Origin of the sequence: Caulobacter sp. 602-2, assembly GCF_011043625.1 — a bacterium.
Classification (GTDB): domain Bacteria; phylum Pseudomonadota; class Alphaproteobacteria; order Caulobacterales; family Caulobacteraceae; genus Caulobacter.
In genome coordinates this window covers 495,016-520,030 of record NZ_JAAKGT010000001.1, presented here as the reverse complement: position 1 = coordinate 520,030, position 25,015 = coordinate 495,016, and the positions used below count along the sequence as shown (strand labels likewise).

Annotated in this window: 26 protein-coding genes; 17 read left to right on the top strand and 9 right to left on the bottom strand. The window is 65.3% G+C overall.

The genetic code is table 11. The annotated features are described in order from the left end of the window. The first annotated feature begins 2 nt into the window (after positions 1-2). Genes G5B46_RS02350 through G5B46_RS02340 form a run of 3 tightly spaced genes read left to right on the top strand, consistent with a single transcriptional unit; the run spans position 3 to position 2,203 of the window. A complete protein-coding gene (locus tag G5B46_RS02350; protein ID WP_165255715.1) occupies positions 3-521 on the top strand; it encodes a hypothetical protein in 519 nt (172 codons plus the stop codon). Further along, positions 518-1,456 (top strand): AAA family ATPase, encoded by a 939-nt coding sequence (locus tag G5B46_RS02345; RefSeq protein ID WP_165255713.1) that lies wholly within the window; start codon positions 518-520, stop codon positions 1,454-1,456. Before G5B46_RS02350 ends, G5B46_RS02345 begins: the two co-directional genes overlap by 4 nt. A 12-nt stretch (positions 1,457-1,468) precedes the next feature. Then, entirely contained in the window at positions 1,469-2,203 is a 735-nt protein-coding gene (locus G5B46_RS02340; protein WP_165255712.1) for a DUF6602 domain-containing protein, read from the top strand. A gap of 19 nt (positions 2,204-2,222) precedes the next feature. On the opposite strand, the gene G5B46_RS02335 is transcribed toward G5B46_RS02340, so the two are convergent. Then, the gene (locus G5B46_RS02335) at positions 2,223-2,987 is read right to left on the bottom strand and encodes a helix-turn-helix transcriptional regulator (protein ID WP_165255710.1); all 765 of its coding nucleotides are present in this window, start codon (positions 2,985-2,987) and stop codon (positions 2,223-2,225) included. A 157-nt stretch (positions 2,988-3,144) separates the two neighbouring features. On the opposite strand from G5B46_RS02335, the gene G5B46_RS02330 reads away from it, so the two are divergent. Together G5B46_RS02330 and G5B46_RS02325 are read left to right on the top strand one after the other, a co-directional pair. After that, entirely contained in the window at positions 3,145-4,104 is a 960-nt protein-coding gene (locus G5B46_RS02330) for a DMT family transporter (protein ID WP_165255708.1), read from the top strand. 184 nt (positions 4,105-4,288) lie between these two features. After that, a complete protein-coding gene (locus G5B46_RS02325) occupies positions 4,289-5,242 on the top strand; it encodes a nitrilase-related carbon-nitrogen hydrolase (protein WP_165255707.1) in 954 nt (317 codons plus the stop codon). Between the two features lie 155 nt (positions 5,243-5,397). On the opposite strand, the gene G5B46_RS02320 is transcribed toward G5B46_RS02325, so the two are convergent. Then, positions 5,398-6,333 carry a LysR family transcriptional regulator gene (locus G5B46_RS02320; RefSeq protein ID WP_165255705.1) on the bottom strand — a complete coding sequence of 312 codons (936 nt, stop codon included), beginning with the start codon at positions 6,331-6,333 and terminating at the stop codon, positions 5,398-5,400. A gap of 119 nt (positions 6,334-6,452) precedes the next feature. Here G5B46_RS02320 and G5B46_RS02315 point away from each other — a divergent pair, with 119 nt between their 5' ends. From G5B46_RS02315 to G5B46_RS02300, 4 genes are all read left to right on the top strand, one after another. Then, the gene (locus tag G5B46_RS02315) at positions 6,453-6,956 is read left to right on the top strand and encodes an SRPBCC domain-containing protein (protein ID WP_205691428.1); all 504 of its coding nucleotides are present in this window, start codon (positions 6,453-6,455) and stop codon (positions 6,954-6,956) included. Positions 6,957-7,083: 127 nt separating this feature from the next. Beyond that, a complete protein-coding gene (locus G5B46_RS02310) occupies positions 7,084-7,536 on the top strand; it encodes a MarR family transcriptional regulator (RefSeq protein WP_165255702.1) in 453 nt (150 codons plus the stop codon). After that, entirely contained in the window at positions 7,533-8,348 is an 816-nt protein-coding gene (locus G5B46_RS02305; RefSeq protein WP_165255700.1) for an NAD(P)-dependent oxidoreductase, read from the top strand. Before G5B46_RS02310 ends, G5B46_RS02305 begins: the two co-directional genes overlap by 4 nt. A 225-nt stretch (positions 8,349-8,573) precedes the next feature. Next, a complete protein-coding gene (locus G5B46_RS02300; protein ID WP_165255698.1) occupies positions 8,574-9,170 on the top strand; it encodes a recombinase family protein in 597 nt (198 codons plus the stop codon). A gap of 8 nt (positions 9,171-9,178) precedes the next feature. Here the strand turns inward: G5B46_RS02300 and G5B46_RS02295 are convergent, their stop codons facing one another. The 3 genes from G5B46_RS02295 to G5B46_RS02280 all read right to left on the bottom strand — a co-directional run bounded on the left by G5B46_RS02295 (position 9,179) and on the right by G5B46_RS02280 (position 13,237). Further along, complete coding sequence (locus tag G5B46_RS02295) at positions 9,179-9,412, bottom strand: hypothetical protein (protein ID WP_165255696.1); 234 nt, start codon at positions 9,410-9,412, stop codon at positions 9,179-9,181. Between the two features lie 1,216 nt (positions 9,413-10,628). Further along, on the bottom strand, positions 10,629-11,534 hold the full coding sequence (locus tag G5B46_RS02285) for a TniB family NTP-binding protein (protein ID WP_165255692.1): 906 nt from the start codon (positions 11,532-11,534) through the stop codon (positions 10,629-10,631). A gap of 11 nt (positions 11,535-11,545) precedes the next feature. Further along, entirely contained in the window at positions 11,546-13,237 is a 1,692-nt protein-coding gene (locus G5B46_RS02280; RefSeq protein ID WP_165255690.1) for a Mu transposase C-terminal domain-containing protein, read from the bottom strand. A 373-nt stretch (positions 13,238-13,610) separates the two neighbouring features. Here G5B46_RS02280 and G5B46_RS02275 point away from each other — a divergent pair, with 373 nt between their 5' ends. The 5 genes from G5B46_RS02275 to G5B46_RS02255 all read left to right on the top strand — a co-directional run bounded on the left by G5B46_RS02275 (position 13,611) and on the right by G5B46_RS02255 (position 18,338). Next, positions 13,611-13,940 (top strand): YciI family protein, encoded by a 330-nt coding sequence (locus tag G5B46_RS02275; protein WP_165255689.1) that lies wholly within the window; start codon positions 13,611-13,613, stop codon positions 13,938-13,940. After that, positions 13,937-15,223: an RNA polymerase sigma factor gene (locus G5B46_RS02270; RefSeq protein ID WP_165255687.1), complete on the top strand. Its 1,287-nt coding sequence runs from the start codon at positions 13,937-13,939 to the stop codon at positions 15,221-15,223. The genes G5B46_RS02275 and G5B46_RS02270 overlap by 4 nt, the downstream gene beginning before the upstream one ends. A 58-nt stretch (positions 15,224-15,281) precedes the next feature. After that, positions 15,282-15,806 (top strand): SRPBCC family protein, encoded by a 525-nt coding sequence (locus G5B46_RS02265; RefSeq protein ID WP_165255685.1) that lies wholly within the window; start codon positions 15,282-15,284, stop codon positions 15,804-15,806. 547 nt (positions 15,807-16,353) lie between these two features. Further along, positions 16,354-17,940 (top strand): DEAD/DEAH box helicase, encoded by a 1,587-nt coding sequence (locus tag G5B46_RS02260; protein WP_165255684.1) that lies wholly within the window; start codon positions 16,354-16,356, stop codon positions 17,938-17,940. A gap of 140 nt (positions 17,941-18,080) precedes the next feature. Next, positions 18,081-18,338: an aa3-type cytochrome c oxidase subunit IV gene (locus tag G5B46_RS02255; RefSeq protein ID WP_165255683.1), complete on the top strand. Its 258-nt coding sequence runs from the start codon at positions 18,081-18,083 to the stop codon at positions 18,336-18,338. A gap of 10 nt (positions 18,339-18,348) precedes the next feature. Here the strand turns inward: G5B46_RS02255 and G5B46_RS02250 are convergent, their stop codons facing one another. Continuing rightward, positions 18,349-19,479 carry a glycosyltransferase 61 family protein gene (locus G5B46_RS02250; protein ID WP_165255682.1) on the bottom strand — a complete coding sequence of 377 codons (1,131 nt, stop codon included), beginning with the start codon at positions 19,477-19,479 and terminating at the stop codon, positions 18,349-18,351. A gap of 55 nt (positions 19,480-19,534) precedes the next feature. Beyond that, positions 19,535-20,992 (bottom strand): coniferyl aldehyde dehydrogenase, encoded by a 1,458-nt coding sequence (locus G5B46_RS02245; RefSeq protein ID WP_165255680.1) that lies wholly within the window; start codon positions 20,990-20,992, stop codon positions 19,535-19,537. 179 nt (positions 20,993-21,171) lie between these two features. On the opposite strand from G5B46_RS02245, the gene G5B46_RS02240 reads away from it, so the two are divergent. The 3 genes from G5B46_RS02240 to G5B46_RS02230 all read left to right on the top strand — a co-directional run bounded on the left by G5B46_RS02240 (position 21,172) and on the right by G5B46_RS02230 (position 23,530). Then, positions 21,172-22,233: a GGDEF domain-containing protein gene (locus G5B46_RS02240; RefSeq protein WP_165255679.1), complete on the top strand. Its 1,062-nt coding sequence runs from the start codon at positions 21,172-21,174 to the stop codon at positions 22,231-22,233. A gap of 137 nt (positions 22,234-22,370) precedes the next feature. Further along, positions 22,371-23,183 (top strand): enoyl-CoA hydratase/isomerase, encoded by an 813-nt coding sequence (locus G5B46_RS02235; RefSeq protein ID WP_165255671.1) that lies wholly within the window; start codon positions 22,371-22,373, stop codon positions 23,181-23,183. A 20-nt stretch (positions 23,184-23,203) separates the two neighbouring features. Further along, positions 23,204-23,530 carry a low molecular weight protein tyrosine phosphatase family protein gene (locus G5B46_RS02230; protein ID WP_165255670.1) on the top strand — a complete coding sequence of 109 codons (327 nt, stop codon included), beginning with the start codon at positions 23,204-23,206 and terminating at the stop codon, positions 23,528-23,530. Between the two features lie 84 nt (positions 23,531-23,614). On the opposite strand, the gene G5B46_RS02225 is transcribed toward G5B46_RS02230, so the two are convergent. Both G5B46_RS02225 and G5B46_RS02220 read right to left on the bottom strand, forming a co-directional pair. Continuing rightward, positions 23,615-24,001 carry a DUF6165 family protein gene (locus tag G5B46_RS02225; RefSeq protein ID WP_165255668.1) on the bottom strand — a complete coding sequence of 129 codons (387 nt, stop codon included), beginning with the start codon at positions 23,999-24,001 and terminating at the stop codon, positions 23,615-23,617. Further along, positions 24,001-24,975, bottom strand: coding sequence for a glycosyltransferase family 9 protein (locus G5B46_RS02220; protein WP_165255666.1), 975 nt, complete (start codon positions 24,973-24,975; stop codon positions 24,001-24,003). The genes G5B46_RS02225 and G5B46_RS02220 overlap by 1 nt, the downstream gene beginning before the upstream one ends. Positions 24,976-25,015: the final 40 nt, after the last annotated feature.

The window sequence follows — 25,015 nt, the reverse complement described above, 5'->3', positions numbered from 1 at the left end:
GCATGTCCAGCAGCTACAGCATCTCCGAAAGCTCCACCTTCACCGTCACCCACGCCCGTCACATGGCGGCGAAGGTGGCGACCGACCTGAAGCGGATGCAGCGCTTCTACGGTAAGCCCACCGATGAACGGATCGGCCAGTTCGAAGCCGAAGTGGTCGAACTACTGAAGGCCGGCTACCTCGGCACGGTCAGCTACGGCTTCAAGCGCAACGATCAATGGATCGAGCCGACGTTGCGCTATACGGCCAAGGATCTCTTGGGGGCGTCGTCCGGTGACGACGACCCTGGGAAACTGCGGGCGTCGGCGAACATCGAGGGCGCGACTTTCCATAGCTACCTGACTTACAGCGCCGCCTACCACGCTCTGACTTCGGCGCAGCAGACCGCGTTCGAAGCCTGCCTGCCCTTCTCGCGCAGTAACGCGACTGAACCGTCCATCAACGGCTACCTGATCGACGACCGGACCTATTCGTCGGGGGGGCGCGCCCTCAACCGTTCCAGCGTTCGGAGCTATTCGTGAACACCAAGCCCAGCATCGACGAACTGTTCGAACGTCGCCAATCCTTCCCCGACTTCGAACCCCAAGCCCGCCTCGCCCGTCTTATCGGGCTCGACGACCAGAAGAGCCGGTTGACAAAGATCCTCGGCCTGCTGGTCAACCCGGCGGGACTGGAGACCTGGGCGCGTCGCTATCATCAGGACGCCGGCCAACTCCTGGACGCCGTCCTTCGCCGGCCGCCCCTGGTCGTCCTGGCCGGCGACGTCGGCTCCGGGAAGACGGAGCTGGCGGAGACCATCGGCGATGCGGTGGCCCGCCAAGAAGGCATCGACATCACCCTGTTCCCGCTCAGCCTGTCCACGCGTGGCCAGGGCCGTGTTGGCGAGATGACGCAACTTCTGTCAGCTGCTTTCGATTTCACCGTCGAGGAAGCGGGTAAGCTGAAGGGCGCGTCCGGGCGCTCGCGTGGAGCGGTGATTCTGTTAGTGGACGAGGCTGATGCGCTCGCTCAGTCGCGGGAGTCCGCGCAGATGCACCATGAGGACCGCGCCGGGGTGAACGCCTTTATCCGGGGTGTCGATCGGCTAGCGAACGCCAAGCTTCCCGCGGCAATCATCATGTGCACTAACCGGCTCAGCGCCCTCGACCCCGCCGTCCGCCGCCGCGCTGCCGACATCCTGAGCTTCGGGCGTCCGAGCGATCTGCAGCGTCGTCACATCCTAACCACGCGGCTCTCCGGCCTCGGTGCCACACAGGTTGAGGCCTTGGTGGCCGCAACCGGGCCGCAGCGGGGCATGCGGGATTTCGGCTTCACCTTCTCCGACCTTACCCAGCGACTCCTTCCGGCGATCGTGCTCGACGCCTACCCAAGCAAGCCCATTGAGGCCGGCCGCGCGCTGGAGATTGCCCGCGCCATGGCACCTACGCCTCCCTTCAAAGACACCGCAGCAGCCTAGTTGGAACGCGTCATGAGCGAATGGTCCCTATCGCATCTGCTGTCTGGCCTGCACGATGACATCCAGCAGAAGCTGGCCACGGTGCGTCGCACCTTCGGTCACCCCGGAACCAAGGGTGACGCCAGCGAAGCGGTCTGGCTTGAGCTGCTGCAAACCTACTTGCCCAAGCGCTACAGCGCTACGACGGCTCATGTCGTCGACAGTTCGGGCACCTTCAGCGAACAGATCGATGTCGTGGTCTTCGACCGCCAATATTCCCCGTTCATCTTCCAGTACCAGGGCCAGACCATCATCCCGGCCGAAAGCGTCTACGCCGCCTTCGAGGCCAAACAGGCGATCAACGCGTCCCAGGTGACTTATGCGCAGAACAAGGTCGCCAGCGTGCGGCGGCTGCACCGGACGAGCCTGCCCATCCCCCATGCCGGCGGCGTCTATCCGCCCAAGCCGCTGCAACACATTCTCGGCGGTCTGCTCACCTTCGAAAGCGACTGGTCTCCGGGCCTGGGCACCCCATTGCTGAAAGCGCTAGCAGATGGCCCGACGGACGGGAAGCTCGACCTTGGCTGCGTAGCGGCGCATGGGCTCTTCAGCTGTGACGGCGACGGTTGCGGCGTCCTTACGCCGATTGCGAAGCCGGCGACGGCGTTCTTGTTTGAACTGATCGCCCGACTACAAGAAATCGCCACGGTCCCGATGATTGATGTCAGGGCCTATGCGCGCTGGTTAGAGGTCGACACTCAGCTTTAGTAAGCTCCACCGAAGCCACTCAAAAATTGCTTATAGATTTGGGACTGTATCCGGTGAGGCGCCTGAACATGGCGATGAAAGCCGAAGCATCGTTGTAGCCGAGCCGGATTGCGACCTGCTGCACCTGCAGTCCGCTTTTGAGGAGAGACAGGCCGACGACCAGTTTCTGCCGTTGCCGCCACTCGTTGAAGGTGATGCCCGTCGCCTCGCGCCAGCGGCGCGACAAGGTCCGCTCGGTGACTTCGGCCATTCGGGCCCATTCGGCGAGCGAGCGTCTATCCTGAGGGTTGGCGTCGAGCGCGGCGACAACGCGCGCGACCAACGGATCGTCGGTCACCGGCAGGTAGGTGTCGTAACGGGGGGCCAGGCCGATCTGGTCGACCAGGACCAGCGCCAGCCGCTGATCTTCAGCGCTTTTTGGGCTGGTCACTCCGCGGGCGGCAAAGTCGGCCAGGATCGCCTTGAGCAGCGGGCTCAGCGCGATGGTGCGCACGCTCGCCGGCAGGCTTCCGCAGAGCGCTGCGTCGACATAGACGGTGACGTAGGTCATCTCCTCCCGGTTCCAGGCCTCGTGTTCAACCTGCGGCGGGATCCAGATACCGTAGGCCGGCGGCGAGAGATACCGCGTGCCCGCCACCTCGATCTCGCAGACCCCTGAGAGGGCGTAGTTGAGTTCGGCCCAGGGCTGGCGCTTGCGCGGGAAGGCCGTGCCGCTGTGGAAGCGCTCGGTTCGAAACGAGACCGGCAGGGGTCGGTCGCCGTCGATGCGGCCTTGATCGGGCATGGCCTGAAACTCGCTACCAGATGTCCGATACTCACTATATCGCGAGAAGCGGATGAAGACCAAAAAGAGTCCATCCGCAGCGCCTGACGATCAGGCTGGCGGCGCTCTTTGTCATGCCCGCAGTCGCGCACCGCGGGCTGTAACAGGTTGCAGTCCAATGAAAGTCGCCATCACCTCCCGCCGCGCGTCGGCCGCCAACTGGGCGATCATCGCCCCGCTGACCACGGTCCTGATCTGGTCTGGCAATGCGGTTGTCACAAAGCTTGCCTCGAACGTCATCGCACCAGGCTCGATCGCCTTCTATCGCTGGCTTCTCGCCCTTTTGGTCCTGACGCCGTTCATCGCGCCGAAGGCCTGGGCCAACCGGCAGGCGGTAAAGCCCTACTGGAAGGAAATGATCATCCTGGGCTTCTTCGGGATGGTGATCTACCAGTGCCTGGCCTACGTCGCGGCCCAGACCACGACGGCGGTCAACATGGGCGTGATCCTGGCGCTGATGCCGCTGTTCTCGACCCTGCTGGCCAGCGTGCTGGCGTCGGAAAAGCTGACCACGGCGCGGGTCGTCGGCGGGATCATCTCGATCGGCGGCCTGCTTTATCTCACCTCGCGCGGTAACTTCGCCAACCTGGTCAACGGCGGCTTCCACCTGGGCGACGGCATCATGCTGATCGCCGTGCTGGCCAACGCCCTCTATGGCGTCCTGGTCAAGCGCTGGTCGATCCCCCTGCCCTTGTGGCAATCGCTCTTCTGGCAAATCCTGGCGGCCACGATCATCCTGGTTCCCATCTGGGCCCTCGGACCGATCTCGCCCGTCACCGCGCAGAACATCCCGCTGATCCTCTTCGCGGCGATCCCCGCCTCCCTGCTGGCGCCGTTGCTGTGGATGGTCGGGATCAACCGGCTCGGCGCGGCGCGCACGGCCCTGACGATCAACCTGATCCCGGTCGTCGTCGCCGTGCTGGCTTGGCTGTTCCTCGGCGAGCAGCTGCAGGGCTTCCACTACATCGGCGGCGGCGTGGCGTTGCTGGGTGTTATTGTCGGCCTGCGTGAGTGGAAGGCCGGCAAGCCCCGGACGGACGATCCGAGCGTGGCGGCCTGGAAGGGCGAGGAGATTTGATCCGAAAGGCGCGGGCGCGTCCGCGCGCCCTCTCCGCCGCCTCCCCCGACCCATGGATCCGCATCGGCCTGACCTTTGGCCTTGCGGATCCGGCCTCGGCCGCGTTGAGCGCGGATCTGCTCGCCGAGATCCGTCGCGACGCAGTAGGGGCGAAGACAACGACAAGATCCGAAAGACAGAAGACATGACCAGCAGACAGACTTTCCGCCGTATCAAGGTCGCGGCCGTGCAGGCCGAGACCGTGTTCCTGGACCTCGACGCGGCGACGGCGCGCGCCTGCGAGCTGATCGCAGACGCCGGCCGCCAGGGCGCCGACATCATCGCCTTTCCGGAAAACTTCCTGCCGGCCTATCCCAACTGGTACGAGACCCTGAGCGAGGGGGCGATCGCCCGCGAACTCGACAAGCGCTTGTTCCTCAACTCGGTGGAGATCCCCGGCGATCACATCCAGGCGGTCGCCGAAGCGTGCGCCAGGGCCGGCGTCAACGCCGTCGTCGGGGTCAACGAGCGCAACCCGGGTACGTCAGGCACGATGTTCAACACCCAGGTCCACATCACGCGCGACGGCGTCATCGCCGGCAAGCATCAGAAGTATGTCCCGACGACCGGCGAGCGTCAGGTCCAGGCGCCTGGCACCACGGGCTACTACAACACCTTCAAGACGGACTTCGGCCCGGTTTCGAGCCTGATCTGCGGCGAAAACTCCAATCCGCTCGGCATCTACGCCGCAGCGCGCAGCTATCCCCTCGTCCACGTCGCCTCCTGGCCCTCCTACTTCGGCCCGCCCATTCCCATGGCGCACGCCATCAAGACGGCTTCGGCCGGCCTGGCCTATGGGCTCAAGTGCTTCGTGCTCAGCTCGGTGCTGCGGATTCCCATGGCGTACATCGATGCCGTGGCCGTCCGCCCCGAAGACCGGGAGTACCTGCTCGAGCAACGCGCGGCCAAGCACGGCGCGATGATCTTCGATCCGGTCGGCCGCATGATCGCGGATGGCACGGGCCAGGACGATCCGATCATCTACGCCGAGGTCGATCTGAGCGACGTCATCATCCCGAAGATGACCCACGACACGGCCGGCCACTACAATCGGCCCGAGCTGTTCACGGGACTGTTCAAGCTCGACAGTCAGTCGTAGTCGCCCCCCTTTACAAGGGCCGCCGAGACCATGCCAAACAGCGCGGGTTTCGGCGGCTGATCCCCGCCAGCCCACACCCGATCTCGGCGGTCTCCATCGGCCATAGGAGCCGCGGACTTCGGAGCCTGCCCGACATTGCCTCTCGGCGTTCGGATCTACCGGGGTTCAAAGACCTCGCAGGGCGGGCTTGGGATCGTCGCATTTACCTCGAACAGGAGGTCGCGAACCCAGCGATGGCCTTGATCACGATGGGTGCGCTCGTGCCAGGCCGCCACCTTCGTGAAGCCAGGGATCGGCACGGGAGGCTGGCGAAACACCAGGCCCTCCGCGTCGGCCAAAAGCCGCTTGGGCGCCACAGCGATCAGGTCCGTGGTCCGCAGCACCTTCAGCAGGATGAGGAAGCTGGTCACCGAAAGCGCCACCCGCCGCTGGCGCCCTGTCGCAGCCAAGGCGACATCGGTCACGCCCTGGAACGGCTCACCTGAATAAGACACCAGCGCATGGTCCAAGGCGCAGAACCGGTCGAGGGACAGGGTCGATGAAGTTGCGTCCGGATGATCGGCCCGCAAGGCGCAAACATAGGCTTCGTCGAAGAGCGGACGGGCGTGCAATTCCCCCGGCGTGCTGTCGGGCGTCATGAAGGCCAGGTCGACGGCGCCGCGTTCGAACTGATCGAGGATCTGATCGTCATCCAACGGCCGGACCCGAACCACCACGCCTGGCGCACGCGCCCTCAGCGCGGTCACAAACGGAGCCACGATCGCCTCCAGGGCGTAGTCGGTCGCCGCAAGGGTCAGGGTGAAGCTGGCCGAGGCCGGATCGAAGCGCACCGGCTGCAGGAGAGCTTCGGCCTCCGCCAGAATGCGCTTGACGGGTTCGGCCAGTTCCAAAGCCCGCAGGGTCGGCACGACGCCGCGTCGGCCACGGACGAACAACGGGTCCTCGAAGCTCTCGCGCAAGCGCGCCAGCATGCCGCTGACCGCCGGTTGGGTCAGCGCCAGTCGATCGGCGGCGCGCGTAACACTGCGCTCGTCGAGCAAGACGTCGAGCGCGCGAAGGAGGTTGAGATCAAGGGCCCTGACATCACGCATTCTTATGACCTGAATTTCGAAACACGATTGGCCTTATAAGGCCGTACGCTGCATCTAGGACCCCGTCCAGGGACGTCACCCCCATCCGCCCGGCCAGCGGACAACATCAAGTGAGCATCATGAACGCGATCATCTGGCCCGAGGGTTACCTGCCCGGGACGACAGACAACTTCGTCTCCAACGAGGTCATCGTCGCCGGTCTCAGCGCCGCTGAGATCTGGCCTTATCTGAACACCGCCACGGCTTGGCCGAGCTACTATGCCAACGCCGCCGACATCGTGTTCCACGATGTTCCCGGCCCCGAGCTAAGCGCCGGCGCGCACTTTGGCTTCACCACCTTCGGCTTCCTGGTCGAAGGCAAGGTGGTCGAGCACGTTCCGCCCGCCGCCGGCCAGCCGGCGCGTATCGCCTGGCAAGGCTGGGTCGAGGGTGACGCATCGCAGCGTTTAGACGTCCATCACGCCTGGCTGATCGAGGACCTGCCGGGCGGACGGGTCAGAGTCCTGACCCAAGAGACCCAGAACGGCCAACCGGCCCGCGACCTGGCCGCCACCACGCCCAACCCGATGCTCAATGCCCACCAGGCCTGGCTCGATGGGCTGATCGGCGCCGCTCGCGTCTGATCGACCGAACCAACTCAGCGCCGTCGCTTCAAAGGAGTGAGGTCCCCTACCGATTTCTAGAGGCGCGGACTTGCATTTCGTTCGGTGCCGAACTTATATCGTTCGGCACCGAACGATTGAGGCGCAGATGAAAATCTCGAACCACGCATCGGCTGGCGCCTGGGCCAAGCGATACCATCTGGCCGCACGCGCCATGATCGAGCGGATCCTGAAGCCTTACGACCTCGGCTCCACGCAGTGGTACGTCCTCTTTCAGCTCGCCCACCACGGGCCCACGCCCCAGCGCGACTTTCCCGCCCTGCTTCAGGTCGAGAAGCCAACGCTGAGCGAGGTCGTCCGGGCGCTGGTTCGCAAGGGCTTCATCGATCAGGCGCCCGATCCTGACGACCAACGCCAGCGGGTCCTGACCCTCACGGCCGCCGGTCGCGCACTGTGGGACGAGTTGCCCGATCCCATCGCCCAGATTCTCGAAATCGCCTTCGTGGGCGTCGACGACGCCACGCTCGAGACGGTCACGCGTGTGCTGCGCACCGCGACCGAACGACTCCACAACCATATTGAAGAAGGCCCATCCAAATGACGATTTTGGTCACTGGCGGCACCGGCCTCGTAGGCTCACGCCTCCTCAAGCGCATGGTCGCGGCGGGCTTGCCGTGCCGCGCCATCGTTCGGGGCGGCAAGTCCCTGCCCGATGGCGTGACCGCCATTGAGGCTGACCTGTTGGATCCTGCTTCGCTCAAGACAGCGCTGGACGGCGTCTCCGACATCATCCACCTGGCCGCCGTGCTGCGCACCCCCAATCCCGACGACATCTGGAAGGCCAATGTCGAGGGGACGCGAAACCTGATCAACACCGCCAAGGCGTACGCCCCAGGGGCCCGTTTGATTATGGCCAGCACCGGCCTCGTCTACAATCAGGATACCCCCCATCCTGCGCGTGAGGGCGATGCGACCTCGCCGCAGATGCCCTATCCGGCCAGCAAGGTCGCGGCTGAACTGGAGTTGCGCGAAAGTGGCCTGAACTGGGTCATCCTTCGCTTCGGCTTCGTCTATGGGGACGCCGACGGCCATATCCAGTCGATCCCGAAGCTTGTGGAGATGTTCGGGTGGCACCCTGCCAGCCGGCTCAGCATGCTGCACCACCGGGACATCCACACCGCGGTCGAGCTGGCAGTGAAGGGCGTGATGGATAAGCAAGTCGTCAACCTAGTCGACGAGGCGCCGATGACGATCTCCGAGATCATGCAGGTGCTCGGTGCGCCGATGGCCTCCTCGTCCCAACCGCTGGCCAACCCCTTCTTCGGCCACCTCGATGGGTCTCTGTCGCGCAAGCTCGGCTTCGCTGCCAAGGTGCGCACCACCTACCAGGCAATTGAAGAGCGCGTTCTTTAAAGTGAACCGCGCCTTGGCCAACCTGTTAAGCGGACATTCCAAAGGGCATCTGCGCGCGGGCGCAGCTTTGCTTATCCGTGGCGTCCGAAAAACGCTGGTTATCAGGACCCAGCCGATAAGAGACCCCCTCCCCTATCTTCACCTCAACGTGAGGGGTCCTAAAACAGTGTCGCGAAATCAAACGCCGGCATTTGGCGGCCGGCACGAGATTTGAGACAATGGAGCATGCTTATAGGCTACGCACGCGTCTCTACGGCGGATCAGCGGCTCGATCTCCAGGTCGACGCACTCACCAACGCCGGCTGCGAACGGATCTTCAGCGACCACGCTAGCGGTGGCCGAGGCGATCGCGTTGGGATGACTGAAGCGCTGTCGCACCTGCGCGCCGGCGACACGCTCATGGTCTGGAAACTGGATCGCCTGGGTCGCTCAGTCCGCCAGTTGGTGGAATTCACGGCGCAGCTTGAGAAGCGCGGTATTCAGTTCGCGAGTCTGACGGACGGTATCAACACCGGCTCGTCTGCCGGTCGCTTCTTTTTCCACGTCATGGCTGCGATGGCCGAAATGGAGCGCGACCTCATACGCGAAAGAACGCTTGCCGGCCTGACCGCAGCGAAAGCGCGCGGCCGACTAGGTGGACGCCCGGCCAAGCTGTCTCCTCAGCAACTCGGTCACGCCAAGCGACTACTCGCAGACCCAGAGACGACGGGGGCTGAAGTAGCGAGCACGCTTGGTGTCGCTCGATCGACGCTATATCGGTCTTTGGGGAAGTCGCCGCTGGCCGCGCGCAAACGCTATAGGCGTCCCACACAGGTGCAATAGCGCTGAGGCTAGCCGGCCTCTAGCAACTGATCGGCGCCAAACTGTTCGACAACCGCCGTAAGCACCAAACTACCGGGCAGCCAATCGTGTTGCTCAATGGCTCCGCGAAACTTAGCCATGAAGTCGGGGGCAAACCAAAGGGTTACAGGTTGGGCGCTAGCGGGAGGCGAGAAAAGAAGCACCGGACGGGCGCGACCGCTATCCATGTAGCTCGCCAGCGTCTCCTGGTAGAGATCGTTCACTCTCACATCCCGCCGCAGGGCGATTTCCCGCATGCGTCGATGGAGAGTGCGAGGCAAGCGAACCGACAAGGCGATACGCCCCTCATCAGCGAACGATGCTCGTCTAGCCTGCTGTTGCATGGATAGGACTCTGAATCCCACGCCCCTTCCTGATCAAGCGAAATTACGAAAGCCTTCGCCGATCTTCATGCAACCGCTTCAAGCGGCTATGGCGTCGAGATAATCCGTTCGGCCGTCATCTCCTGCACAGACCTGCGCAGTTCAGAGGGCCAATCAGAAACGTGACGCGCGATCATATCCAATGTTGCCCAATGCCATGGGGTCAAGGCCGCTTGCCACGCTGTGATCGAGGGGCGTCGCCACGTAATCTGATCCTTGATCATGGGCCACTCCGACAGGCGCAAGACTGCCGCGCCCCTGGGGCTCAGCATGAGCATGGCCGTCGCAATTAGCGCCCTGACACGCGAACGCGTACGCGCCCGATCAATAATGCCCGGATCAAATGAATTGCTGCCGATCCGATATGACAGACGTCCTCCCAGGACAGCGCCAGCGGCAGAGCCATCATACGAGCCGTAGTTCTGACGCAGCAGCGCGAAACTCGAAACCAGGCGGGCGATCTGTAGAAAAGCGCCTGGCGTCGTCACGCACCATAGATCGCTGGGCGAACGCCCTCGCTCTGCTCCTCGCGTAGCTCGCTCAAAAGCGAGAACAAAGGCAGGCGCCTCAAGTTCGCGGCCGGCAGGCAGCCGACCGTTTAACAGCCTCCTCCACCTGCGGCTGGATGCGGGCGTCAGTTCATCTTCGTCGTCGGCCCCATCCAGCAACAAACCGTGCATTTCGCACGACATTCGCCATCGACCTGCATTTGCTTGAGCAAGAATGACTTCGCCGTGCACTAGGCGATCTTGCACGCCGCATCTCGGGCAAAAGGCATGGCATCCTGGGAACACGGGTCCTGCAGCCATAGCGAAATCCGTGCGCTTTGCCTCGGGCGCCCGTTGAGGAATGGTCATCGACAACAGAGTCGAAATCGATATCCCAGAGCCGCGGGACAGCCAGCGCAGCAGTTCTTCGTCAATCGACCAGTCGACATCGCCGGGATCAGATTGCAGAAAAGCGCTTCCGCTAACGCCATGACCAAGGGCTGCGCGGTGGATCCAGGACCCTAGCAGTTCGTCGGGTGCCGGCGTTGGCGCATAAGCGAACGCCCCTCTCAAGCGGCGCGCCGACGCTTGACGCGCCGCGCCACCAAGCGCTTCCCAGCCGTAGGCGGAGGCAGGGTCGCGTCGCTGATTATGTGACGCGACTCGATCAACTCGGTGCCATCGAGAATGGCCCGCTTGGCGGCACGTTGGAGGATCTTCACCGTCGTGTCGGTGATCCCCTGCCCTGCTTCGTGAACTTGCTCGATAAAGCTGCGGTCAATCAGCGTTTCGTTACGCAGGGGTATGGTCTGGAGATATGCACTCACGAAGCCGGCGAATGTCTCGTCCAGCTTCCAAGGCGGCAACTGCAGGCGTTCAAATCGGCGGGTCAGTTGGACATCGCCATCAATGAGATCGAGCACCTCGTCCGTGCCAGACAGAACAATTGGAATTTGAGACTCGTTGGATAGCCAGCGAGCTACGCCGTAGAATTCCCGCACCTGGGCGCGCGGCCAGTCGACGAGTTGGTTGAGCTCTTCGATGATAATGAGCCGGGTGTCGGCCTCTTCGAGCAGATCGACCAAAAGCTCGAATATTGCCATGTCGCCGCGCGGCAGCGCCAGTTGATAGCCCAGCTTCTTGACGAGCGCCCTGGCGAGCCAGCGGCTGTCCGTGAGAGGCGGATACTGCGCATGCAGTACAGGGACCTTCAATCGTCCGTCAGGGGAACGGCGGGGCTTCCGGTGCTCAACGAAATCAGTGATCGCGTGGGTTTTCCCGATGCCGGACACGCCCACAATCGCAAGATTTGGCGGCCGGATGACCCGATGGTGCGCGACCAGCTCACCAAGCCGCGCTTGAATGAGATTGAAGATGGGCGTCTCGATGACCTTGTCCCGTTCAATGAACGAGAAGCGCGTCGCATTCGTAGCCTCGAGAAGGCGCGCGGCCTGCGGGATGATGTTCGCGCGCATGTCGACCTCCATTACTTGAGGCGGGGCTTGAAACTCGGAATCGAAAAGTTCGGTGGCAGATCGGGTCCCAGCGTGTCGCTGGGAGGTTTGCCAGGCACCTGGGGTATTGGAGGAGTTTCCGGCGGCAGGAACGACAGCGCTGATGGCGCAGACGGATCGTGATCGCGTTCCGGTGGGCCACCTCCAAATGGAATGGGCTCCTCATCGCGCGTCGTGTCCAAACCGAAATATGCACTCCACCTACGTTCCTTGGCTGCCGCCAATTTTCGCAGGAGTTCGGAGTCCTTTTTTTCCTGGGCGATCTGCGATCGTCGCTTACCCCAACGACGTAGCGCGAAGAGCTCGGAGGGCGCTTGTTTAGGATAGGTACGGGGGATGGCCACGTAGCTACGCTCAACCTCTATCCAGATCTGCCTCACGTCACGCGGATCATATCGGATCGTTGTGCTCTTGACGTTTTCATAGCGCAGTTTCGCTAGCTCTCCCGATCGATAAAAGCAGTTCTCAAACTTTATGCCCTCAAACGTTATTTCGCGGGTCTTATAGGGCAAGAAGTCGATGAATACTTTTGCCGGATCTCTAGGGATGCGCCGATTCACCGCTGCAAGTGACGCCAATTCACGCCATTGCATGATTGGGGGAATTTTTGGACCATCATAATTTTCGTTATTATATTCCATGGCAGCGATCAGGAACCTCCGTTGCACCTCCTCAAGGTTCCAAGCCGGAGGCTTCTGACCACCATGTCGTTTCAGCTCTTCTGTGTTTGATAAAGTTGTGCCTTCCCAGTTGTGGATTTCACTGGTCAGGGTTCCCCAGAATCTCTCCATCAGCCCGCGCCGTTCGGGCAGGCCTGGCCAAGCGGGCCGCAGCACGATGTTGTGCTCTATGCACCCCCATTGCACCGCCTCGGAGTTCAGTTCTGTGGCACCGTCGACATAAAGCGTCTCCGCAAGGCCACCCGCTTCCCATTCGCCCGGAAGGCCATAGGCCTGCAGAATCTCAGTTTTTGGGATCGCGCTCAGCGCCATTGCGAGCGCGACGGTTGTCGCACTTGGTGGAAAGAGCGAGACAAAAGCGGCCAAGCATACAGATGTATGAACATCAATCACAGCAGTGGCGGTAGGCCGGATGCTGACGTCTTCATCGCCTAGCGAGAATGTGCGGTGATCTAGAGGCGTGTGATCAATACAAACGACCTCCAAGGGCCGCGTTGTTTTTAAAGAGCCATCTTGGAGGCTGTGTTCGCGACGCCCCTTTCGCCCATGTCGTCGAAGCGCGAAATGTGAGTGATCTGCAGCTTCAATATCTTCAACGATACGTTCCAATGTTGATAAAGACGGTATGTCGACTGAGTTAAATCCTTGGTTATGGAGAATATGATCAAGGTCGCGGCCAAGCTTTGCAACATTTAGTTTCTTGGATGCTTCGGCGTATACCTTCTCTTCAATCACCGCATAGACTGCCGGCAAGGTACGCCGCTTGCCCTTCCTGGGCCCACGCTTCTCTGGTCGCCACTCCTCAAACGTGGGCGCCTTCAACAGCCGTTTTATGTCGCGCTGCACAGTCTTTGCTGAAATTCCAAGAGCGATGGCAGCTTCGCCATAATCGCAACTGCTCAAATCGCCCTGTGCGAACGCCAGCGCCACCCTAAAGCGGGTGCGCAATTTGCTCTCACGATCTGCGGCAGAAAGCTTTGGCAATCGACGGCTCCGATCGCCGATAACCAAATGCCGCTTGCGATCGACTGGCTAGATACAAAGTTCATCAAATCTGTGTCCCACGCCGGAGGACAGAAATTTTGACGTTTTTGGGCGTCCACACGCAGCCACAACGTGATGGACACAAACTCTGACCGTCACAATTATTGGGCTGGATGAGACAAGGTGGTTACACAGAAAAACGGACATCAACTGGCGCTTTTCGGGACATTAATTGTGACCCGTGACAACGTCCACCGGGTCAACGGCGACGGCCTCTGTGCGCCACAGAGCGTATTTTCTTCGTGGCCGATGTCGGCCTGCGGCTCACGACGGCGTCCTAGGCTCACGGCGCTTGGGCCGTCGGAGCCGCGCGATGCTGTACGCCATTCTCTGCTATCACATGGAAGACGTCGTCGGCGCATGGAGCCCGGCGCATGACGAGGCCGTGATGGCGCGATTGAGCGTGGTTCGCGACGACCTGGCCGGCCAAGGCCGCCTGAGCCTGTCGGCGCTGCTGGTCGACGGTCCGTTCGCCGAGACCAAGGAGCAATTGCTGGGCTTCTATCTGGCCGATTGCACAGACCTTGAAGACGCCGTGGCCGCGACGCGTGAGCTTGCGGCGGCAAACCCTGGCGGCTGCTACGAAATTCGGCCTGTCAGCGATTTCTGGAAATCGAACGGCGTTCACGGAGCGCGCCCGTGAACGACCCTGACTGGATCGACGCCGCGCTGGTTTCGGCCCGTCCGCGCGCGATGGCGGCCCTGCTGCGCTATTTTCGCGATCTGGACACCGCCGAGGAAGCCTATCAGGACGCCTGCCTGCGGGCGCTGAAGTCCTGGCCGGAAAAAGGCCCGCCGCGCGATCCAACCGCCTGGCTGATCCTGGTGGGACGCAACAGCGGCGTCGACGCCGGACGCCGGCGAAGTCGCCAGACCGCCCTGCCGTCCGACGAGGTCCTGACCGACCTGGCGGCCGGACTGGACGACGCCGAAACCGCGCTGGCCGAGCGGCTGGACGGCGCCGACTATCGCGACGACATTCTGCGGTTGCTGTTCGTCTGCTGCCACCCGGACCTGCCGGCCACCCAGCAGATCGCCCTGGCCCTGCGCATCGTCTCGGGGCTGTCGGTGCGCCAGATCGCCCGCGCCTTCCTGGTCGGCGAAAGCGCCATGGAACAGCGGATCACCCGCGCCAAGGCCCGCGTGGCCAAGGGCGACACGCCGTTCGAGGCGCCCAATCCCACCGAGCGCGCCGAGCGGCTGCTGACCGTGATGGCGATGGTCTATCTGGTGTTCAACGAGGGCTATTCGGCCGGCGGCTCCGAAGCCGATGCGCGCCGCCCGCTTTGCCACGAGGCGCTGCGCCTTTCTCGCCTGCTGCTAGGGCTTTTTCCCGCCGAGCCCGAGGTCATGGGCCTGACGGCGCTGATGCTGCTGCAGCACGCCCGCACGCCGGCGCGACTGGACGCCGACGGCCTGATCGTGCTGCTGGAAGACCAGGACCGCGCCCTCTGGGAAAGGTCGATGATCCTCGAAGGCCTGGCGCTGATCGACAAGGCCATGCGCCATCGCAGGCCGGGCCCCTATCAGGTCCAGGCCGCCATCGCCGCGCTGCACGCCCGGGCCGAACGCGCCGAGGACACCGACTGGGCGCAGATCGATCATCTCTATGCGGCGCTGGAGCACATGACCCCCTCCCCGGTCGTCAGCCTCAACCGCGCGGTCGCCGTCTCGAAGGTGGCCGGCCCCCAGGCCGCGCTCGAGATGATCGCGCCGCTGGAGGAGCGCCTGGCCGGCTACTTTCATTTCCATGGCCTGCGGGGCGCGCTGAACCTGCAGCTTGGCCGCGACGCCGACGCGCGCGAGGCGTTCCAGCTGGCCATCGCCCTGGCCGGCGGCGCGGCCGAGGCCGCCCATATCCGCCAGCACCTCGATCGCCTGCAGGCCGAGGGCGAGAAAAATCGCGCCGCGGTGTCGGACGGCTGATCCCCGAAACGTCCTTGTCGCGAACGGCCCGAAACGGGCCTCGCCCATGGAGTTCTCGATGCTGAAGATCCTCGCCGCCGTCGTGGTGCTGGCCGTGGCCGGCCTGCTTGTCGCCGCGGCCCTGCGCCCGCCGACCTTCCGGGTCGAGCGCTCGGTGCTGGTCAACGCTCCGCCAGAGGCGGTTCTGGCGCAGATTTCCGACTTCAAGGCCTGGCGCGCCTGGTCGCCCTACGAGGCGCTCGACGCCGACATGCAGCGCACCTACGGCGGCGCAGAGCGCGGCGTCGGCGCGACCTACGCCTGGGTCGGCAAGAAGGCCGGAGCCGGCCGCATGCGCGTCGTCTCGACGACGAACCGCGAGGTGGCCATCGCCCTGGATTTCGACAAGCCGTTCAAGGCCAGCAACACCGCCGCCTTCACCGCCGAGCCCGTCGGCGACGCCACGCGCGTGACCTGGGCGATGTCGGGGCCCGCGCCCTATGTCTCGCGGCTCATGGGCCTGGTGTTCAACATGGACAGGATGATCGGGCGCGATTTCGAGACGGGACTGTCCAATCTGAAATCCGTCGCCGAGCGTAACTGAGAGACCCCTGCCCCGCACGCTTTCGAGGAGATCCGCATGGCCCGTCTGCTTATGCTGAAGTTCGAGCCGAGCTCGCCGTCGCGTCCGGCTCCAGCGCCGACGGAGCGGATCGGCGGCGAGATGGAACGGACGCAACCTGCCAGGAAAGCTGAGAAGCAGCCCGCACGCGTCCCCGAGCAGCACGCTCCCTACTAAGCCCGACAGCTGACGACGACATCAGAAAATCTGGGACGATCGAATCCATACCGATCTAGTAGTAATTCATCAGCGCCGTCTTCCTCCCCTTTGGCGGCGCCAAGACGAGCGCCGCCCCGCCAGGACGATGCCGACGGCTCCGGTGTCCTGGTCTGGTCCTTCGGGGGAAGGATCGGGGCGGCGCTCGCTCTTGATCTTGTGATCCTGCGCCCCATCTCAAAGCCCGGCAGGCCCCGCGAAGATTGACTTTGCGGCGATTGCGCCTATTTATCCGCACCTTCGGAGCAGGTCTGGCGAATCCGCGCCGCCCGCTCGCCCAAGCACGGGCGGCTCCGAGCTAGACCAGCGTGACATGACCGAATTTTCAGACCTCGGGCTTTCGCCCACGACCCTTCAAGCGGTCGCCGACACCGGCTATACGACCGCCACCCCGATCCAGGCCCAGGCGATCCCCGTCGCCCTCGCCGGGCAGGACGTGCTGGGCATCGCCCAGACCGGCACCGGCAAGACCGCCGCCTTCACCCTGCCGCTGATCGACAAGCTGGCCTCGGGCCGCGCCAAGGCCCGCATGCCGCGCGCCCTGGTCATCGCGCCGACCCGCGAGCTGGCCGACCAGGTCGCCTCCAGCTTCGAGAAGTACGCCAAGGGCACCAAGCTCTCGTGGGCGCTGCTGATCGGCGGCGTCTCGTTCGGCGACCAGGAAAAGAAGCTCGACCGCGGCGTCGACGTGCTGATCGCCACGCCGGGCCGCCTGCTCGACCACTTCGAGCGCGGCAAGCTCTTGATGACCGGCGTGCAGTTCCTGGTGGTCGACGAAGCCGACCGCATGCTCGACATGGGCTTCATCCCCGACATCGAGCGCATCTTCAAGCTGACCCCGCCCAAGAAGCAGACCCTGTTCTTCTCGGCGACCATGCCGCCGGAAATCACGCGCCTGACCAAGCAGTTCCTGCGCGATCCGGTCCGCATCGAGGTGGCCAAGCCGGCCACCACCAACGCCAACATCACCCAGCGCCTGATCAAGGTTCCGAGCTCGGATCCCAAGGCCAAGCGCCTGGCCCTGCGCACGGTCATCGAAAAGGCCGCGCCGGAAACCGGCATCGTCTTCTGCAACCGCAAGACCGAAGTCGACATCGTCGCCAAGTCGCTGAAGGTGCACGGCTTCGACGCCGCCGCCATCCACGGCGACCTCGACCAGAGCCAGCGCATGAAGACCCTGGCCGACTTCCGCTCGGGCGCGCTGAAGATCCTGGTCGCCTCGGACGTGGCCGCCCGCGGCCTCGACATTCCGGCCGTCAGCCACGTCTTCAACTATGACGTTCCGCACCATGCCGACGACTACGTGCACCGCATCGGCCGCACGGGCCGCGCCGGCCGCACGGGCGAGGCCTACATGCTGGTCACCCCGGCCGACGACAAGGGCTTCGACAAGGTCATCAAGCTGATCGGCCAGACGCCCGAGGAAGAGGTTCTGGACGTCGACTACACCAACGCCGTCACCGTGCCGCGCGAAGGCGACCGCCGCCGCGGTCGTGGCGAGCGTCCGGGCCGCGAGCGTGGCGAACGCGGCGAGCGCAGCGGCCGCGGCCGTCGCGAGCGCGCCGAAGCGGCTCCCGAGGCCGAAGTCGTCGAAACCGCCGCCGTCGAAGCCGCGCCGGAAGCTCCCGTCGAACGCGCCGAGCGTCCCGAGCGCGAGCGCAAGCCGCGCCGTGAGCGTTCGCGTGATCGCGCCGCCGTGCAGACCGCCGAGGCCGGCCCGGTCGAGGAAGCGGCTCCGCCTCCCCGTCCCTCGCGCGAGCGTCCGCCGATGCCGGTTCGCGGCGTGCAGCCGGTTCGCGCCCGCGAGGACGACGACGACCGTCGCGTCGTCGGCTTCGGCAACGACATTCCCGCCTTCCTGCTTCGCGCTCCGCCGAAGCTGGCCAAGGTCGAGGATTGATCGACCAGGACTGACGAGCGGCCCGAAAGGGCGTAGATTGGCCGGCGTGCTCCCACGGAGCCGCCGGCTTTTTCTTTGCCCACGGTCGCGTCGCTCAGGCGGCTCCGCGCGTTTTTCCCGAAGACTTCGGAGGAACCGCCATGGCCGATTTCACGCCCTCGCAATCAGATCAAGACCTGCTGGTGCACGAGCGCACCTATCACGCATTCAGCGTCTTCGTGCGCTGGTCGATCGTCGGCGTCGCCGTCGCGCTGACCGTGCTGACGTTGTGGTTCGCCACGCCGGCGGGCTTTCTGGGCGGCCTGATCGCCGGGGTCGTGCTGGCCGTGGCCGGCTATTTCGCGGTGATCCGCCACGAGCAGCATCAGCCGCTCGACCTTTGGACCGAGGGCCGCTGAGCCGACGCGCTCAGAGCGCGGCGTCGACGAAGGCCAGAAGATCGTCCAGCGGCGGCCGATAGGCGAAGCGGAAGCCGCGGCGTGCACGCGCCAGCCAAGACGCCTGCCGAGGATCGCCGGGCGACGGGCAGACGTAGCCGCGCCACTCGACCCCGACCTGACGACAGGCCGCCCATACCCAGCGGCTCGTGAAGTTGGCCGGCTGGATTTCGATGACCCGCGCGCCGGGCTTCAGGAACATGGCGTTGGCCAGCGCCGCGCCCGACGCGCCCACGACCACGTCGGCGTCGCGCATCAGCGCCACCTGGGCCAGAGCATCCATCCGCTCGGGACGTGCGATCAGGAAGCCGCGCCTTCGCAGCGCCGCCTCCAGTTCGGCCTCGTTGACCATCACCCGCATCGACTGACTGCGACGCGACAGATAGACCCGCCGCCCCTTGCCGGGACGGTCGGGAACGGCCGCGCCCACCCGCTGCGCCACGCGATGGACAAGCGCCGTTGGCGCGTGAAGGAAGTGGTCCATGCTGGTGGCGTAGGCCGCCTGCTCCAGGCGTATCCTGCGGCCCCGAACCTCGCGCACCTCGCATTCGGGAAAGGCGGCGGCCAGCAGGCTTTTCTGCCAGGGCTTCAGGCGCGGCGCGAGCACGGGCGCTCCGGCGGCGAACCCTTGCTCGACCGCGGCCAGGACCGACGGCATGGCGTCGAGCAGGAAGTGGCCATAGTTGAAGCCGCCGCCCCAGGGCATGAACACCACGCCCCGGTCCAGGACTTGGCTAGGCCCGTCCGTCATCAGTTCGGATACGGGGGCGAGATCGGGCCAGCGATGCAGCGCCTCGCCCCCGGCCGACTGCAGGACGCGCCCGCCGGGGCCGGCCAGCACGCCATAGGCGGGAAACCAGTCGACCTGCCGGACATGGCAGATCGCCGGCTCGGAGGCCGGCGGCGGCGCGTCGACGGGAAACGGCCAGCTCTCGGTCAGGTCCCGCACCAGATGCGGCGGCGCGGCGGGCTCCTCGGCTTCCGCCAGCGGCGACCACCCCTCCTCGCCCCCATTGAAGAAGGCGTGCCGGAGCGCTCCCATCTCCGCCATGGGCAGAGCCTGACGTTCAGCGACGATATCGAAGGCGGCGAGCTGAGCCATGCAGCTCTAAGGCCAATGATTCTCGTTCGGCGACCACCGAGCGCACGGCCGGTTTCTAGCGCTTGATCTGGCCGGCCAGGTACTTGCGGATGCCTTCGCCATAAGGCGGCCTCAGCGCCAGCATGGGGCCGATGTCCTTCTTGAGCTGATGGAAGACGGCCTTGCGGTGGCTGAACTCGCGGAAGCCGTCATGGCCGTGATAGGCGCCCATGCCGGCCGGGCCGACGCCGCCGAACGGCAGGTCTTCCTGGGCGACGTGGAAGATCACGTCGTTGACGGTCGCACCGCCGCTGGTCGTGGCCGCCAGCACGCGCTCGCGCTCGGCCTCGTCGGTTCCGAACCAGTAGAGCGCCAGCGGCCGGTCGCGGCCGTTGACGTAGTCGATGGCGTCCTCGATGCGGTCGTAGGCCTTCACCGGCAGCAGCGGGCCGAAGATCTCGTCCTGCATCACGGCCATGTCGTCGGTGGGCTTGAGGATCAGGGTCGGCGGGATCTTGCGATGCTGCTGCTGGGAGAAGTCCTCGCCGGCCGGATTCAGCTCGACCACCTTGCCGCCCTTGGCCCTGGCGTCGTCGACATAGTCCTTCACCCGATCATAGTGCCGCTGGGCCACCAGGGCCGTGTAGTCGGGATTGTCCTTCAGCGTCGGGAAGCTGCGGGCGACGGCGGCGCGGGCGGCCTCGACGAAGCGATCGACGTCCTCGGCGGGGGCCAGGACGTAGTCGGGCGCCAGGCAGATCTGGCCCGCGTTCAGGGTCTTGCCGGCCATCACCCGCGCCGCGGCGGTGTCGAGATCGGCGCCGCGCGACAGGATCACCGGGCTCTTGCCGCCAAGTTCGAGGGTGACGGGCACCAGGTTCTCGGCGGCGGCGCGCATCACATGCTTGGCCACCGAGGTCGCCCCGGTGAACAGCAGGTGGTCGAAAGCCAGCCCAGCGAAGGCCTGGCCGATCTCTGGCCCGCCGGTGACGACGGCGATCTCGTCGGCGTCGAAGGCCTTGGCGAACATGGCCTTCAGCAGCTCGGAGGTGGCCGGCGTGTACTCCGACGGCTTGATCATGGCGCGGTTGCCCGCCGACAGCACCCCGGCCAGCGGCGCGAAGGTCAGGTTGACCGGGAAGTTCCAGGGACTGATCACGCCCACCACGCCCTTTGGCTGCCAGCGCACCTCGGCCTTGGCGCCGAACAGGCCCAGCAGGGCCGGCGTCGTGCGGCGCTTTTCGGTCTTCATCCATTTGCGCACGTGCTCGCGCGCGTGCTTGAGCGGCCCGATCGAGCCGGCCACGTCGGTCAGCGCCGTGGCGTCCTTGGATCGCACGCCGAAGTCGTCGCCGACCGCCCGGGCGATCTCGGCCTCGTGGTCGACCAGCAGCGCGATGCAGCGGTTCAGCCAGTCGATCCGCCGCTCGACGGGCGGCGCGCCGTCACGCAAGTGCGCGGCCTTCTGTCGCTGAAGGATGATCTCGAGGCCGGCCTTGGCGGCTTCCTGGCCGAGATTGGCGGGGGCGTTCATGCGGCGTCTCTCCCGAAAACGGCCTCTCGGCTCATCTTATCAGCGTTCAGAATGCTTTGGAGTTGTGACGGGCGCAAGCGCCCCCGCGCAGCCTTAACCGCTCGTTTGAACTCTCGTGCCTATGCTCGCCGCGTAAGCGATCGGTCTGGGAGAAGCCCGGATCGGCGGGGGAATGAATGATGTCGGACGTCGAAACCACGCTGCGCGGCCCGGAAGCCTACAAGATCGCCCGTCGGGCCCTGGACCTGATGGAACGCCACCAGATCTGGCCGACCGCGCTGAACTTCGAACTCTGGACCCATTACGTCGCCGATCCCGACGGCGCCCTGGCGCGCGAAATCACCCGCCTGATCTCGATGGGCGAACCCATCACCGAGATGCTGAGCGAGGAGCTCGCCGCGGCCTACCTGCCCAAGGCTCGCCTCAACGAACAGATCCGCGACGCCGGCGACCTGCTCTCCAAGGAGCTGGAGTCGGTCTCGAAGGCCATCCAGAACGCCCAGAAGACCAACGCCGCCTTCGGCAAGACCCTGGCGGGCGTCTCCAAGGACCTGGACGCCCCGACCGGCGTCGAAGGCATCAAGGCCGTGGTCTCCAGCCTGGCCGACGCCACCCGCCGCGTCGCCAAGGAGAACAAGGCGCTCGAAACCCGCCTGGCCGAATCGACCGCCGAGGTCGATCGCCTGCGCGAGCACCTGGAGCAGGTGCGCCGCGACGCCACCACCGACGGCCTGACCAACCTGGCCAACCGCAAGGCCTTCGACGAAGAGCTGGAGCGCGCCTGCGCCGAGGCCGACGAGGCCGGCTCGGCCATCTGCCTGGCGGTGCTCGACATCGACCACTTCAAGGGCTTCAACGACACCTGGGGCCACCAGACCGGCGACCAGGTCATCCGCTACGTCGCCAGCGTCATCGGTCGCGTGGCCGCCCTGCCCCGCTTCGCCGCCCGCTACGGCGGCGAGGAATTCGCGATGATCTTCCCTGGCGAAGCGGCCGCCATCGTCGGCGCCACCCTGGAAGAGATCCGCATCGAGGTCTCCTCGCGCATGCTAAAGCGCCGCTCGACCAACGAGGACCTGGGCGCCATCACCCTGTCGTCGGGCTTCGCCGAGCGCCGCAAGGGCGAGACCGGCCATTCGGTCATGGAGCGCGCCGATGCGGCGCTCTACGCCTCCAAGCGCAGCGGCCGCAACCGCGTCACCGCCGCCGACACCCAGAGTGAATCGGCCAACGCGGCCTGAAGGGATACCCGTTCTTCTCCAGAGAACCGGGTTTGAGAGAGCCGTCGGCGCTTCTGGCGCCGGCGGCTCTTGCGTTCCGCAGGGACAGTCGCGCCTAGCTGGCGTCCAGGCGCGTGAAGACGCTCGGAGGACGCCCCATGGCCAACGCGACTTACGACAAGATCCGGCTGGAAGCCCAAGACGGCGTGGCCGTCATCACCCTGTCCGATCCCGCCACCCTCAACGCCGCCAGCCCTGAGGTCGCCCGTGAGCTGGCCCAGGCGTTCGGCGCCGTGGCCGCAGGCCAGGTCGAGGCCCGGGCGGTGATCCTCACCGGCGAAGGACGCGGCTTCTGTTCGGGCGCCAATCTTTCGGCCGGCGCGACCGCCGGACGCCCCATGGATCCCGACGGCAAGCCGGACGCCGGCGCGGCGCTGGAGAGCGTCTACAACCCGCTGATGACGCTGCTGCGCGATTTTCCGCTGCCGATCGTCACCGCCGTCAACGGCCCAGCCGCCGGCATCGGCTGCTCCCTCGCATTGATCGGCGACATCGTCGTGGCCGCCGACAGCGCCTATTTCCTGCAGGCCTTCCGTCGCATCGGCCTGGTGCCCGACGGCGGCTCGACCTACCTGCTGCCCCGCCTGGTGGGCAAGGCGCGAGCCATGGAGATGATGCTGCTGGGCGACAAGATCCCGGCCGCCACGGCGCTGGACTGGGGCCTGATCAATCGCTGCGTGGCCGACGCCGACCTGATGCCGACAGCCCTGGGCCTGGCGCGCACGCTGGCCGAGGGGCCCGCTTCGCTGGGCGCCATCCGCCGCCTCGTATGGGACAGCCTCGACGCAGACTGGATCGGCCAGTTGCACGCCGAACGTCACGCCCAGCGCGCCTGCGGCAAGAGCGAGGACTTCATCGAGGGCGTCAGCGCTTTTCTGCAGAAGCGCCCCGCGGCCTTCAAGGGTCGGTGAGCACAAGCTAGGCTGCGACGATGAACGTGCTCTTCGTCTGCAGCCAGAACAAGCTTCGCAGCCCGACCGCCGAGCGGGTGTTTTCGCGCTGGCCGGGGATCGAGGTCGACTCGGCCGGCCTCAACAACGACGCCGAGAACCCCGTGACGCCGGAGAACGTCGCCTGGGCCGACGTGATCTTCGTCATGGAGAAAACGCACCGCAGCAAGCTGTCGAAGAGGTATCGCCAGCACCTTCGCGCCAAGGTAGTATGCCTTGGTATCCCCGACGAGTATGACTACATGGACCAAGCGCTGGTGGCGCTGCTTCAGGCCCGGGTTCCGCCGTTCCTGCCTTCGGCGCGCTGAGGCGGCGAAAGCCAGAAGGGCGGGACGTCAGCCTGATCGTCTCCCCTCATATTCCCCGGACAAGAATCTGATTTCACTCAAAAATCAGTACGGCTTGTAACTCTTTTCCTCAACGATGTCCGAGCCGGTCAGGGCGTTGATCTGGCGCTTCACGGCCGCACGCTTGTCGTTGTCCATGTAGACGCGGCGCGCCAGGGCGACGAACTCCGGACCGAAGGTCTGGTTACGCTCGCAGGCGCGCTTGCCGTCTTCGATGTCCCAAAGGGCGGCGTTGATCTGCGTGAGTTCTACCGTCAGTCGGTCCAGCTCGGCGCTGGGCGTCAGAGCGCCGGCGGCGATGCCTTCCAGCAGAGCCAGCTCCTTGCGGACATTGGCCTCCTTGGCCGCGTCGCCGATCCGTTCGGCCTTCACGCGCAGGATGGTGATCTTGTCGACGAGCTCGCCGGCGGAGATGGGAGCGAGGATGGACATCAGGAATCTCCGGCGATCAAGGCGTCGAGCGCGTCCTGCACGGCTTGCGGCGGCAGGGCGGCCATGCCCTCTCCGTAGTCCTCGGCGCACAGCATCTCAAGGCGCCGGGCGGCGGGCTTGAACTTCACGGCCTTGCGGCGGTTCAGTTGAAGGGAAAGCAGAGGCGCGCCGCCGGCCGCCAGCATGTGGCCGGGACCGGCGTCGTTGGCCACGGCCGCACGAAGGCGCCCCGCCAGGGCGATGGCGAGAAGCGGTCCCTTGACGTTTGCATAGCCGTCAGTGCGGTCGGCCTCGGGAAACAGCGCGCCGGGAACTTCGCTCCTGGCAATCGCCGCGTCGGCGGCCTCGTCCGGCCCGAAGAAGAACACGGGCGTGCGCCCGGCGGCGGCCTGCGCGCGAGCGAGTTCGAGATAGTTCTCCAAGGGCCAGCGCTTTTCCTGGCCGCCGGCGCCCGGCGCCAGGCCGACATAGGCCGGGCCGCTCGGCAGCAACGCCTCGGCCGCCGAGATCGCCTCGGCCTCGGTCAGCGCCAGGGGGCGCAAGCCCCCCTGCCCGTTCGTGGCCAGACTCAGCAGGCGGGCCATGCGGTCGACGACGGCCGGCGGCCAATCTCCCTTACGGGCCTGCATGGCGGCCGAGACGAACATCCCGTTGGCCGCGCGCCGGGCGACCAGGCTGCGCCGAAGGTTCTCCTGGGTGTCGATGACGAGGTCGAAGGTGCGGCCGCCGAACGGCTTGACCCAGGGCAGCACGTCGAGAGCGCCGGCGCCGGTCACGCCGTCCTTGATGATCTCGTCGATATAGCCGGCCACGACGCGCTTGAGCGGGCCGTCATAGACGGTGGTCCCCTTGGCGGCGCACCAGGTGATCCGCGCCTGGGGAAACGCCGCGCGCAGCCCGGCGATGAAGGGCAGCTTGATCAGGCCGTCGCCGATCACCTCGCCCATGGAATAGATCAGAACCGTCTGGACCATGAGCCGTGCATGGCTGCGCCCGTCGTCACCGTCAATCGGG